Source organism: Kaistia sp. UC242_56 (assembly GCF_044452255.1).
In the GTDB taxonomy this organism is placed as follows: Bacteria; Pseudomonadota; Alphaproteobacteria; order Rhizobiales; family Kaistiaceae; genus Kaistia; species Kaistia defluvii_A.
Genome location: NZ_JBIOAN010000002.1, coordinates 3506910 through 3519921, shown reverse-complemented (window position 1 = coordinate 3519921; position 13012 = coordinate 3506910). Strand labels below are relative to the sequence as shown.

Here is a 13012-nt window from a genome sequence, read left to right as displayed (position 1 = left end):
TGTTTCCAACTGGAATGATGTGCATGAACGACCGAACCGCGTCCGCCGTCGAGGCCGCGACCACCGCCTTGCCTTTCCGGATCGACCCGGTCACCCGGCGCGTTTCGATCGACGCGAAGGATCCGGCCTTCTTCCAGAACCCCTATCCGGTGTTCGAGGCGATCCGCGCCATCGCGCCGGTGTTCTTCTGGGAAGAGCTGAATGTCTGGTGCTTCCTGTCGGCCGATGACGTCAACGCGCTCTATCGCGACCGCCGCTTCGGCCGCGAGATCCTGCATGTGGCCACGCGCGAAGAGCTCGGCATCCCGGAGATCCCCGCGCACCTGAAGCCGTTCTACGACGTCGACAACCTCTCCATGCTGGAGCGCGAACCGCCGGTTCACACCCGCCTGCGCACGCTCGTGAACCGCGCCTTCGTCTCGCGCCAGATCGAAAGGCTGCGCCCGCGCATCGAAGCGCTCTGCCACGAGCTGATCGACGGGTTCGCGGCGAAGGGCGAGATCGACCTGATCGAGGCCTATGCGACGCCGATCCCGATCACGGTGATCGCCGAAATCCTCGGCGTGCCGGTGGAGCGCGCGCCGGACCTGCTCGCCTGGTCGCATGCCATGGTCGGCATGTACCAGCTCGGCCGCACCCGCGCGATGGAGGACGCCGCTGTTGCCGCGACGCTCGCCTTCTCCGCCTTCCTCCGGGGCTATGTGCAGGAGCGGCGCGGCAAGCCCGGCGACGACCTGATCAGCCAGTTGATCGCGGCCGAGGAACAGGGCGAGAAGCTCTCCGAGGACGAGCTGATCACCACCTGCATCCTGCTGCTCAATGCCGGCCACGAGGCGACGGTGCATGCGCTGGGCAATGGCGTGCGCGCGATCCTGCGCTCGGGCGCGGATCCGGCGGCCCTGTTCGCGACGCCCGAATCGACGGCCGCGACGGTGGAGGAATGCCTGCGCTACGACCCGCCGCTGCACATGTTCATGCGCTATGCGCTGGAGGATCTGGAATTCGGCGGCCTCGCGCTGAAGAAGGGCCAGCAGGTCGGCCTGATGCTGGGCGCGGCCAATCGCGATCCCAACCGCTATCTCGCCGCCGACCAGTTCGATACCACGCGGGAGCTGAAGCCGCATGTCTCCTTCGGCCTCGGCATTCATTTCTGCATCGGCGCGCCGCTGGCGCGGCTGGAAATGCAGGTCGCGCTGCCGATCCTGTTCGAGCGGCTGAAGGGCCTGCGCCTGGCCGGCGCGCCCAGCTATCGCGACGACTATCATTTCCATGGTCTGGACGGGCTGCAGCTCGCATGGGACGCCTGATGCGGAACGCCTCCGCCGACGCTCGTGCCGTTTCGTCGCTGCAGCCGCGCCGGCCTGTCCGGTGTGTGGCGGGTGCGGAAACGGGGACAAGGCCGCTTATCAAGCCGGGCCGCGTGGAGTAAAACCCAGCCATGATTGAAGGTCAGCCCAGCGCAACAGCCTTTCGCGTCGCCATGCGTCGCGCGGCCCACCAGCTCCTCGATAAGCCTTTGATATTCGAGGATCCGCTCGCTCTCACCATCGTCGGGGGCGATCGCGGCTCGGTTCTGGCCCGCGACGAACTTTCCCGCGCCGATTCGCCGGGCGGCGAGACGATCCGCGCCTTCCTCGCGGCGCGCAGCCGCTTTGCCGAGGACCGGCTCGCCGCCGCCGTCGCGCGCGGGGTGCGCCACGTCGTCGTGCTCGGCGCCGGGCTCGACACCTTCGCCTATCGCAATCCCTTCGCTGACAAGGGCGTCGTCGTCTATGAGGTCGACCACCCGGCCACCCAGGCCTGGAAGCGCGATCGCCTGGCCGCGACCGGCATTCCGGTGCCCGAAGGCGTGCGTTTCGTGCCGGTCGATTTCTCCGTCGACAAGCTGGACGAACGGCTGCTCGCCGCGGGGCTCGACCCCGCCGCACCGACCTTCTTCTCCTGGCTCGGCGTCGCGCCCTATCTGACCGAGGCGGCGATCTTCTCGACGCTGGGCATCATCGCGGCGCGCCCGGGCGGCAGCGAAGTCGTGTTCGATTATGCCGAGATCCCGGACAAGCTCACCCTGCTGCAGCGGCTGGCCTTCACGACGCTCTCCGGCCGCACAGCGAGCCTCGGCGAGCCCTTCGTCACCTTCTTCAAGCCCGATGATCTGGCAGGCCGCCTCGCCGGGCTCGGTTTCGCCTCGATCGAGGATCGCACCGGTCCGGAACTGGGGCAGCTCTATCTCGGCGGGGCTTCGGCGCTGGACCGCGCCGCCGTTGGCCATGTCGTGGCCGCGATCAAGGCCCCCGCAGCGCCATCGCCGTGACGGAGACTGTCCGCGGGCGGTAGCGCCGCCAGGTCTTCCGAGCCTCGGATCTCGCGCAGCAATTTGCGCCGGATCGCTTCCTGGAAATGGTGGAGCCCAAGCACGGGCTCCACGAAGGCGTCCGGCCCGCCAATCACCTCGCTGTGGAAATAATCGACCAGTCGCATCGGCGTGACGGTGTCGTCGTCCTGCGACGAAACCCCTTGCAGCAGGCGCTTGTAGACGATCGGCAGTCCGTTGATGGTGATGCCGCGCGCCACCAGGACATCGCGCACGCTGGCCGGGTCGGGTCCGCGATTGTTGACGCCATCGCCGGATATGTCGATCACCCGGCGCGCGCCGACATACCCGGCGCTGTCAAACAGCGAGGCGGCGCGAAGCAGCGCGCTACTGATCGAGGTTCCCATCGGCAGCCGACCGGGAATGCGGCGCTCCAGCGCATCGGCCAGTTCCCCGGCACTGGCGGCGTCCGAGACCAGTCGCCAGTCGACGATGACATTCTGGCGCTGCTCGCCGGCCCATTCCACGCACACCACGGCGATTCGCCGATGACGGCCGCTCCGGATCGCCTGCACGATCTCCGCGTCGCGAAACGCGGCGACGAAGCCATCGCGCTGCAGGGCACGCTCTTCGACATCCATGGACGTGGAAACGTCGAGGGCAATCACGAGTTGTAGATCAACTTGGATGCGGTCTTGGGCATTTGCTTCCCGCCAAATGCCTATTTGACTTATCGCGAAGGCAGCCAAAGTTATGATGAGGCATGTCCGAAGCGCTTTTCCAGTCTTCCGGAGGGCGGAAGAGCACGACATGCTTCACCCCATGGCGGCGTTGTTCTGGATTCCTGTGGCAGAATCCCTGGACAAGCCGCGTCTTCGCGCCATTGAGGGGATTATGCATGGCGCCATCCCATCACGATCTTGATGGAGGTGTCCATTCACATTCGCGCCGGTTGGGGACGGGCGCTGGGGGGCTTCTGGGATGTTGGCGCAATCGGCCTGGTCCGGCGGCGCGGCGTGCGAGCGGGCAGGGGTGGCTGACCGCCTCCGGCAAGGGGCCGAGCCCGGGCGCGAAATGCCCGGGGCTCGGCGGGGTCTCAGACCAGGGCCGCGGCGATCTCGGCGGCGAGCTTGGCATTGTTCTTCACCAGGGCGATGTTGGTGACCAGGCTGCGGCCGGCGGTCAGTTCCAGCATGCGGCCGAGCACATAGGGCGTCACCTGCTTGGCGCGAATGCCGTCGCGATCGGCATCGGCGATCGCGGTGTCAATATAGCCACGCATTTCCTCGGCCGGGATCTCGTCGGCGAGCGGCACCGGATTGGCGACCAGCATGCCGCCCTCGAGGCCGATCTCGGCGCGCTTGGCGATGAAGGCTGCGATCTCGCGCGGCGCGTCGAGGCGCAGCGGCGTGGGCAGGCCGCTCTGGCGCGACCAGAAGGCCGGCAGTTCGTCCTGGCCGACCGTGACGACCGGCACGCCCAGCGTCTCCAACACTTCCAGCGTCTTCGGGATGTCGAGCAGCGCCTTTGCGCCGGCGCAGACGACCGTCACCGGGGTCTTGGCGAATTCGTAGAGATCGGCCGAAACGTCATAGGTCGTCTCTGCGCCGCGATGCACGCCGCCGATTCCGCCCGTTGCGAACACGCGCACGCCGGCCAAATGGGCGGTGATCATGGTGGCGGCCACCGTCGTGGCGCCGGGACGGCCGGTCGACAGCGCGAAGGCGAGATCGGCCCGCGACACCTTCATCACATCCTTGAGGCCCGCCAGACGCTCGAGCTCGTCCGCCGTCAGGCCGACCCGGATCTTGCCGTCCATGATGGCGATCGTTGCCGGCACCGCGCCATTGGCCCGCACGATGTCCTCGACGGCGCGCGCCGTCGCGATGTTGTCGGGATAGGGCATGCCATGGGTGACGATCGTCGTTTCCAGCGCGACCAGCGGCTTGCCATCGGCCTTGGCCGCCGCGACTTCGTCGGAAAGGATGATGAGATCGGACTCGGACATTCTGTGGATCACCATTCTGAAGGGGGCGGACCGGCACCGGGGTTCGGCGAAGCGCATCCGCGAAAAGGCGGACCATGGCCGATCGCCCCCGTTCTCGGCAAGCCTTGTCCGCGCCGGGCGGCCATGTCCGGCGCACATGTCGCGCCGGTCGATTGCAGGCCGAGCGGTTTGCGGTTCTTATCGGCGCTCGATCGATCCAATCCGGCCTTGGCTGGCAGCAAGAGGCTTCCAGCATGTCGAAGACCGCTCTCGTCACCGCCGCCAGCAAGGGAATCGGCGCGGGTATCGCCCGCCGCCTGGCCGCCGACGGCTACCGGGTCGGCCTGCTCGGCCGTTCGGAAGGCGTCGAGTCGCTCGCCGAGGAGCTGGGCGGCTTCGCCGTGCGCGGCGATGTGACGAACGCCGAGGATTTGCAGGCGCTGGTCGAGCGCGCCCGGGCGGAGACGGGCCGGATCGACGCCATCGTCGCCAATAGCGGCCATGCCGCCAAGAAGAAGCTGCTCGATCTCGACGACGAGGACTGGCGCGCCGCGCAGGACATGTTCCTGATGCCGACCGTTCGCCTGTTGCGGGCGGCGCGCGCCGATCTGGAAGCCTCGAAGGGCGCTTTCGTCGCCATGTCGAGCTTTGCCGCCGCCCGGCCGGATGGCGATTTCGCCTCGTCCTCGGTGTTACGCGCCGGGCTTTCCGCCTATGTCGCGGTGGCGGCGCGCACGCTCGCCAAGGATGGCATCACCATCAACGCCGTCGCGCCCGGCTTCATCGATTCGCTGCCCAGCACGCCCGAGCGGATCGCCCGCATCCCGGCCGGCCGCTATGGCGAAGTCGCCGAGCTTGCCAGCGCCGTCGCCTATCTCGTCTCGCCGCTGGCGCGCTATGTCACCGGCCAGACGATCACCGTCGATGGCGGCCTGACATCCTGATCCCCCGCGCGGGCGGGGCTACTTGTCCTTCAGGTAGTCCGCCACGGCCGCGTAGGCCGGAAGGCTCGTCGGGTCGTTGGCCGCATTGCTGGTGACCGGGTTCGAAGCGAAGCGGGCAATCACCATCTGCGCGGCCGGATCGACATAGATCGCCTGGCCGTGCACGCCGCGCGCCATGAAGGCGCCGTTCGGATTGTTGGTGATCCACCACATGCCGGTATAGCTCCAGCCCTTGAGCAGCGGGTAGTCAGCCTTGGCGAACTTGGCCGGGTCGCCGCCGGCGCGGATATGGGCTATCGCGGCCTCCGGGATCAGGCGTTCACCATTCAGCATCCCGCCACCCAGCATCAGCTGGCCGATCCGCGCGAGGTCGCGCAGGCCGGCGTTGAACCCGCCGCCGGCAAACGGTGTGCCGATCGAATCAACCGTGTAATAGGCGTCCAGCTCGGCGCCCATCCGGCTCCAGATCCGTTCCGACAGCAGCGTGGCTACCGACTTGCCGGTGACGCGGGCGATGATCCAGCCGAGCGCATCGGAATTGATCGTCTTGTAGCCGAAGGCGGCGCCATGCTCGCCTTCCTTGCGCACCGTCTTCAGGTAGTCGAAATAGCTGCGCGGGCCCTTGTAGTCGGCGGGCTTTGGCAACGGACTGCCGGCGGCCGAATAGATCCAGACATCGGCGTTCGGATCCGAATAATCCTCGCTGTAGTGAAGCCCGGTGGTCATATCGAGCACCTGGCGCACGGTCGCGTCGCCGAACGCGCTGCCGGCGAGTTCCGGCACCAGCGTCGCCACCTTGGACTTGTCGTCGATCGTCCCCTCGGCGACGAGTATTTCGCCCAGCAGGCCGGTCAGCGACTTGGTCACTGACATCGCGGCATGCTGCCCGGTCTCGTCCAGGCAGCCGGCATAGCGCTCATAGACCAGCACGCCCTTGTGCAGGATGACGAGGCCATCGGTATAGTTGACGTCGAACGCCTCGCCGAACGTCATCGGCTTGGCTCCGCCGAGCGGCATGAAGCTCAGGCCCTCGATCGAATCGTCGATCTTCCGCTCGAAGAAGCGCAGCCGCCCGAGGCCGCGCCCGACGCCGATTGTCGGCATCAGCTGGCGGAAATGGCAGACCGTCCAGCGCAGCTTGGGGAAGGCGAAATAGTCGCCATCGCTGAAGCGGATGATCTTGTCGGCCGGCGGCGGCGCGCCGACCATCCAGCCAAGCGTTGCGGGATCCGATTGCTGCGCTGTCATCGGGGTCGCCTCCTCGGCGCTGGCAGGGTGTGGCAGTGTCATCGCGCAGCCCAGGCCCAGGGCGACAAGGGCGGCCAGGCGGCGGGGCAGGGCGCGGAGAGGCGGCGGAGCTGGAATCGGGGCCGGCGGGAGCGACATCATGCGGTCTCCTCGGGTCCGGCTTGCGGCTCGCAATGGCGGCGTCCGTGCCGTCCTCGCTGCCACTCTAGCCTGCCCTGCGGCGTCGTGGCTCAAAAAGAGAACAAGGGTCGCCGCATTGCCGCTTGAAGACGAGAACAAAACGTGTACATTGTCCCTGTTTGCTCACGTCCGAGCGGTGTGGAATAAGGAGCGCCGGAATGTCTCAATCTTCTCTCCGTCTCGTCGAAGGGGCCACAATGGACAAGTCGAAGGCGCTGGATGCAGCGCTCTCCCAGATCGAACGGGCCTTTGGCAAGGGCTCGATCATGCGCCTCGGCCAGAACAAGGCCGTCGAGATCGGAACCGTTTCCACCGGCTCGATCGGGCTCGATATCGCACTCGGCATTGGCGGCCTGCCGCGCGGCCGAATCGTCGAGGTGTACGGTCCGGAATCCTCGGGCAAGACCACGCTGGCGCTGCAGACCATCGCCGAAGCGCAGAAGAATGGCGGCATCTGCGCCTTCGTCGACGCGGAACACGCGCTCGATCCGATCTACGCCCGCAAGCTCGGCGTCAATCTCGATGACCTGCTGATCTCGCAGCCCGATACGGGCGAGCAGGCCCTGGAGATCACCGACACGCTGGTGCGCTCCGGCGCCGTCGACGTGCTCGTCGTCGATTCGGTCGCAGCGCTGACGCCGCGCGCCGAAATCGAAGGCGAGATGGGCGACAGCCTGCCGGGCCTGCAGGCCCGCCTGATGAGCCAGGCGCTGCGCAAGCTCACCGCTTCGATCTCGAAGTCGAACACCATGGTGATCTTCATCAACCAGATCCGCATGAAGATCGGCGTGATGTTCGGCAATCCCGAGACCACGACCGGCGGCAATGCGCTGAAGTTCTACGCGTCCGTCCGCCTCGACATCCGCCGCATCGGCGCGATCAAGGAGCGCGACGACGTCGTCGGCAACCAGACCCGCGTCAAGGTGGTCAAGAACAAGCTGGCGCCGCCCTTCAAGCAGGTCGAATTCGACATCATGTATGGCGAAGGCATCTCCAAGATGGGCGAGCTGGTCGATCTCGGCGTCAAGGCCGGCGTCGTCGAGAAGTCGGGCGCCTGGTTCTCCTATGACAGCCAGCGACTCGGCCAGGGCCGCGAGAACGCCAAGAGCTTCCTGCGCGACAACCCGAAGGCAGCGGCCGCGATCGAGCTGGCGATCCGCCAGAATGCGGGCCTGATCGCCGAGCAGCTGACCAAGGGCGAGCCCGAGTCGGATGACGGCGAGGACGACGCACTCGAGGCGTGATCGTCCCGGCCGGGCACATCGGGTGGCGGCGGTCGCCGCCATCCGCGCTTGGTCATGCTGGTTAGAAGTCGTGCCGGGGAGGAACGCAAATGACCGAGCTGGAGACGCGGAGCGGCGGCTGTCATTGCGGGCGCGTGCGCTTCACGGCGCGCGGCGCCTTCGACGCGGCGATCTCGTGCAATTGCTCGATCTGTGGCAAGCGCGGCCATTGGCTCGCCTTCGTGCCCGCCGGCGATTTCGAGCTGGAGCAGGGTGCCGATTCCCTTTCCGACTACCAGTTCAGCCATCGCCGCATCCACCATCTCTTCTGCGCGACCTGCGGCGTCGGCTCCTTCGGCCGCGGCACCGCGCCGGACGGTTCGGCGATGGTGGCGGTCAATGTGCGATGCCTCGACGACGTCGATCTCACGGCGGTGACGGTCACGGCCTATGACGGTCGCAGCGCCTGAACGGCGCCGCCGCGCGAGGCGTTAAGGACGGCTTACGCGTTTTCTGGACAGTCCGTCGACCGGTCGCTACAAACGCCCGCACAATTCCTTCGGCGGGGTACGCTCTTGCGCGCCCCCCTCTGTAGCAGGCGGGTCAGTTTCCATGAGCAGCGTCAACGACATCCGGTCGGCGTATCTCGGCTTCTATCAGAAGAACGGTCACGAGATCGTCGCGTCGAGCCCGCTCGTGCCGCGCAACGATCCGACCCTGATGTTCACCAATGCCGGCATGGTCCAGTTCAAGGACTATTTCACCGGCCGGTCGGCAGCGCCCTATCCGCGCGCCACGACCTCGCAGAAATGCGTCCGCGCCGGCGGCAAGCACAATGATCTCGACAATGTCGGCTACACCGCCCGGCATCACACCTTCTTCGAGATGCTCGGCAATTTCTCGTTCGGCGACTATTTCAAGGAACGCGCGATCGAGCTGGCCTGGACGCTGGTCACCAAGGAATTCGGCCTGGCGCGCGAGAAGCTGCTCGTCACCGTCTATCACGACGACGAGGAAGCCTTCGGCCTCTGGAAGAAGATCGCCGGCCTGTCGGAAGACCGGATCATCCGCATCGCGACGTCGGACAATTTCTGGCAGATGGGCGATACCGGCCCGTGCGGCCCGTGCTCGGAGATCTTCTTCGACCATGGCGACCACATCCCCGGCGGCCCGCCCGGCAGCCCGGACGAGGATGGCGACCGCTTCATCGAGATCTGGAATCTCGTCTTCATGCAGTTCGAGCAGATCGCGCCGGGCGACCGCGTGCCGCTGCCGCGCCCGTCAATCGATACCGGCATGGGCCTCGAGCGCGTCGCCGCCGTCATGCAGGGTGTGCACGACAATTACGACATCGACCTGTTCAAGGCGCTGATCCGCGCCTCGGTCGAGGCGACGGGCGTGCCGGCCGAGGGCGCCAACCGCGCCAGCCACCGCATCATTGCGGACCATCTGCGCGCCACCTCCTTCCTGATCGCCGACGGCGTGCTGCCGTCCAATGAAGGCCGCGGCTATGTGCTGCGCCGCATCATGCGCCGCGCCATGCGCCATGCGCATCTGCTGGGCGCGGCGGAGCCGCTGATGTGGCGCCTGGTGCCGGCGCTGGTCCGCGAAATGGGCCAGGCCTATCCGGAACTGCTGCGCGCCGAAGCGCTGATCACCGAGACGCTGCGGCTGGAGGAAATCCGCTTCCGCCGCACGCTGGCGCGCGGCCTGACGCTGCTCGACGACGCGACGGGCACGCTCACCAGCGGCGCGACGCTCGATGGCGAGACCGCGTTCAAGCTCTACGACACCTATGGCTTCCCGCTGGACCTGACGCAGGACGCGCTGCGCGCCCGCGGCATCGGCGTCGATACCGACGCGTTCCAGACCGCGATGGAGCGGCAGAAGGCCGAGGCCCGCGCCAATTGGGCGGGTTCGGGCGACACGGCGACCGAGACGGTCTGGTTCTCGCTGCGCGACAAGCTCGGCGCGACCGAGTTCCTCGGCTATTCGGCGGAAGCGGCCGAAGGCAAGGTGCTGGCCCTGGTACGCGACGGCGCCGAGATTGCCGAGGCCAAGGCCGGCGAACCGGTGTCGATCGTCGTCAACCAGACGCCGTTCTATGCCGAATCGGGCGGCCAGGTCGGCGATGCCGGCCGGATCGAGACCGAAGGCGGCGCCGTCGTCCGGATCGAGGACACGCAGAAGCGCGCCGATGGCCTGTTCGTGCATGTCGGGCAGGTCGAGAGCGGTTCGGTCAAGACCGGCGACGCCGTGCGCCTGGTCGTCGATCATGGCCGCCGCGGCACCATCCGCTCCAACCATTCGGCGACGCATCTTCTGCACGCGGCGCTGCGCCGCGTGCTCGGCGACCACGTGGCCCAGAAGGGCTCGCTGGTCGCGCCGGAACGCCTGCGCTTCGACTTCAGCCACCCGAAGCCGATCGACGAGGCCGAACTCGCCGCCGTCGAGGAGATCGCCAACCAGATCGTGCTGCAGGACGCGCCGGTCGTCACCCGCCTCATGGATCGCGACGAGGCGATGCATTCCGGCGCGATGGCGCTGTTCGGCGAGAAGTATGGCGATGAAGTTCGCGTCGTCACGATGGGTGAGGAGAACGGCAAGCCCTATTCGGTCGAGCTTTGCGGCGGCACCCATGTCGGACGCACCGGCGAGATTGGCCTGGTCACCTTTGTCGGCGAAAGCGCGGTCGCGGCCGGCGTGCGCCGCGTCGAGGCGCTGACCGGCAAGGCAGCCCGCGAGCATCTGGAACTGCAGGACAAGCGCCTGAAGGCGGTCGCGGCTGCGCTCAAGGTGCGTCCCGACGAGGCGGCGGACCGGGTCCAGTCGCTGGTCGAGGAAAAGCGTCGCCTGGAGCGTGAACTGGCCGAGGCCAAGAAGAAGCTGGCGCTGGGCGGCGGTGGCGGCCAGGCGGCCGGCGACGGCGTTCGCGAAGTCGGCTCCGTGCGCTATCTTGGACGTGTGGTGTCGGGCATTTCGCCCAAGGACCTGAAGGGACTGGTCGACGACGCCAAGAAGTCGGTCGGTTCCGGCATCGTCGCGATCGTCGGCGTCTCGGATGACGGTAAGGCCGGTCTGGTCGTCGGCGTCAGCGAGGATCTGGTCGGCCAGTACAGCGCCATCGACCTGGTACGTGCCGGCTCGGATGCGCTGGGCGGCAAGGGCGGCGGCGGCCGTCCGGACATGGCGCAGGCCGGTGGTCCGGATGGCGCCAAGGCCGACGATGCGCTGGCGGCGATCGAGGCGGTACTGGCAGGCTAGTTCCGGCGGGGCGAAGCCCCAACAGAGGATAACGCTGTGGAACATCTCGCGGCGGGCAGGGAACTTCTGATCTTCCTGGTCGCCGCGGGCATCGTCGTTCCGCTGTTCCAGTATATGCGGCTCGGCGTCGTGCTGGGCTTTCTCATCGCCGGCGTGGCGGTGGGGCCTGGCGGCTTCGGCCATCTGGCCGAGACCTGGCCGATCTTTGGCTATGCCGCGATCACCGACGTGACCCGGCTCCAGACGCTGGGCGATCTCGGCGTTCTGTTCCTGCTATTCACCATCGGGCTGGAGCTGTCGCTGGCGCGGCTTGCCGCCATCGGCAAGATGATGGTTCAAGTCGGCGGCCTTCAGGTCATCCTTGCCACCGGCGCCATCTACGCGCTCTCCGCGATGGCCGGGTTCCAGTTCGACGATTCGCTGGTGCTCGGCATGGCGTTCGCGCTGTCCTCGACCGCGATCGTCACCCAGTCGCTGATCGAACGGAAGCGCCTCGTGGCGCCGGCGGGCCGGACGACGCTCGGCGTGCTGATCCTCCAGGATCTGACCGTCGTCCCCGTGGTCATCGTCGTCGGCATCCTGGGCACCGCGGGGGCGACGGCCGGCGTCAGCGTCGGCCTTGCGCTCGTCCAGGGCATCGGAATCGCCATCGCCGTGGTCATCGCCGTGCTCGCGCTCGGCCGCTTCCTGATCAAGCCGTTGATGCAGCTGGCCGGCGCCACCGGAAATCGCACCCTGCTGATCGCGATCACGCTGCTGATCATCATCGGCGCGGGCGCGCTGACCTCGGCGGCGGGGCTTTCCTCGGCGCTCGGCGCGTTCCTTGCCGGCCTGCTGCTCAGCGAAAGCGAATATCGCCATCAGCTCGATGTCGACGTCGAGCCGTTCCGGGATCTGCTGCTCGGCCTGTTCTTCATGACCGTCGGCATGACGATCGATCTCGACATCGTCTACCTGCAATGGACGATGGTGCTGCTGGCGCTCGTGCTGATGCTGGCGGTCAAGCTCGTGACTGCCTATGTCGCCGCCCGTCTCGTCCGCGTCGAGCGGTCGGTGGCGATCGAGATGGCCTTCCTGCTCGCCGGCGCCGGCGAGTTCGCCTTCGTCATGTTCGCGCTGGCCTTCCGCGACAATGTCATCACCGCCGATGTCGCCCATTTCGCGACCACCGTTGCGGCGCTTTCCATGATGTTCACCCCGGCGCTTGGCATGATCGGCGGGCGCATCGCAAAGGCGATGGAAAGCCGGACCCATATGGCGAAGCACGGCGTCCACGCCGATGAGGAGTGGGTCGATCACGTCATCATCGGCGGCTATGGCCGCGTCGGCGGGATGGTCGGCGGCCTGCTCCGCGCCGAGGGCATTCCCTTCGTGGCGCTGGACCTCGATGTCGTGCATGTCGAGCGCGCGAAGCAGGACGGACTGCCGGTCTTCTACGGCGATGCGACGCGCGCCGAGATCCTGACGCGGCTCGGCGCGGAAAATGCGCTGGCTTTCGTGGTCACGGCCGATGGCGGCGACATGGCGAAGCGCATGGTCGAGACGATTCGCGCCCGCTGGCCGGGCGCCACGATCCATGCCCGCGCGCGCAGCGTCGCGCATGCGCGCGAATTGCTGGATCTGGGCGCCACCCATGTCGTGCCGGAGGCCTTCGAGGGCAGCCTGCAGCTGAGCGGCGAATTGCTGGCGTCGATTGGCCTTCCCCCGGAAGCGATCGCCAACCGCCTGGCGGTCGTGCGCGCCGTCGTCGAGGCGCGGCTGAGCGAGGAAGGGCCTTATCCGGCCAATCCCGAGGCGGAGGCCGGAGCCGCAATGCAGCCCGGCGACGGCTGACCCGCCAGAAGGGCAGGCCAGC

At 67.3% G+C, this 13012-nt stretch carries 10 protein-coding genes; 7 read left to right on the top strand and 3 right to left on the bottom strand.

Annotated features, from left to right (window positions below; all coding sequences use genetic code 11):
- Window positions 1-23 precede the first annotated feature (23 nt).
- Window positions 24-1307, top strand: a complete 1284-nt coding sequence (locus ACHMWQ_RS19415) for a cytochrome P450 (protein WP_396308724.1) — start codon at window positions 24-26, stop codon at window positions 1305-1307.
- Window positions 1308-1438: 131 nt separating this feature from the next.
- The gene (locus ACHMWQ_RS19410) at window positions 1439-2311 is read left to right on the top strand and encodes a class I SAM-dependent methyltransferase (protein ID WP_396308723.1); all 873 of its coding nucleotides are present in this window, start codon (window positions 1439-1441) and stop codon (window positions 2309-2311) included.
- Here the strand turns inward: ACHMWQ_RS19410 and ACHMWQ_RS19405 are convergent.
- Both ACHMWQ_RS19405 and ACHMWQ_RS19400 read right to left on the bottom strand, forming a co-directional pair.
- Window positions 2224-3060 carry a DUF1194 domain-containing protein gene (locus tag ACHMWQ_RS19405; RefSeq protein ID WP_396308722.1) on the bottom strand — a complete coding sequence of 279 codons (837 nt, stop codon included), beginning with the start codon at window positions 3058-3060 and terminating at the stop codon, window positions 2224-2226. The two genes, ACHMWQ_RS19410 and ACHMWQ_RS19405, sit on opposite strands and share 88 nt — an antisense overlap.
- 347 nt (window positions 3061-3407) lie before the next feature.
- Window positions 3408-4319 (bottom strand): pseudouridine-5'-phosphate glycosidase, encoded by a 912-nt coding sequence (locus ACHMWQ_RS19400; protein ID WP_396308721.1) that lies wholly within the window; start codon window positions 4317-4319, stop codon window positions 3408-3410.
- Window positions 4320-4552: 233 nt separating this feature from the next.
- On the opposite strand from ACHMWQ_RS19400, the gene ACHMWQ_RS19395 reads away from it, so the two are divergent.
- Entirely contained in the window at window positions 4553-5242 is a 690-nt protein-coding gene (locus ACHMWQ_RS19395) for an SDR family oxidoreductase (RefSeq protein ID WP_396308720.1), read from the top strand.
- A gap of 18 nt (window positions 5243-5260) precedes the next feature.
- Here ACHMWQ_RS19395 and ACHMWQ_RS19390 read toward each other — a convergent pair whose 3' ends face one another.
- Window positions 5261-6490 carry a serine hydrolase domain-containing protein gene (locus ACHMWQ_RS19390; RefSeq protein ID WP_396308719.1) on the bottom strand — a complete coding sequence of 410 codons (1230 nt, stop codon included), beginning with the start codon at window positions 6488-6490 and terminating at the stop codon, window positions 5261-5263.
- 338 nt (window positions 6491-6828) lie between these two features.
- Here ACHMWQ_RS19390 and recA point away from each other — a divergent pair, with 338 nt between their 5' ends.
- From recA to ACHMWQ_RS19370, 4 genes are all read left to right on the top strand, one after another.
- Entirely contained in the window at window positions 6829-7914 is a 1086-nt protein-coding gene (gene recA / locus ACHMWQ_RS19385) for a recombinase RecA (RefSeq protein WP_396308718.1), read from the top strand.
- A gap of 89 nt (window positions 7915-8003) precedes the next feature.
- A complete protein-coding gene (locus tag ACHMWQ_RS19380; protein ID WP_396308717.1) occupies window positions 8004-8363 on the top strand; it encodes a GFA family protein in 360 nt (119 codons plus the stop codon).
- Between the two features lie 142 nt (window positions 8364-8505).
- Window positions 8506-11157 (top strand): alanine--tRNA ligase, encoded by a 2652-nt coding sequence (gene alaS / locus ACHMWQ_RS19375; protein ID WP_396308716.1) that lies wholly within the window; start codon window positions 8506-8508, stop codon window positions 11155-11157.
- A 36-nt stretch (window positions 11158-11193) separates the two neighbouring features.
- A complete protein-coding gene (locus tag ACHMWQ_RS19370; RefSeq protein WP_396308715.1) occupies window positions 11194-12990 on the top strand; it encodes a cation:proton antiporter in 1797 nt (598 codons plus the stop codon).
- Window positions 12991-13012 lie beyond the last annotated feature (22 nt).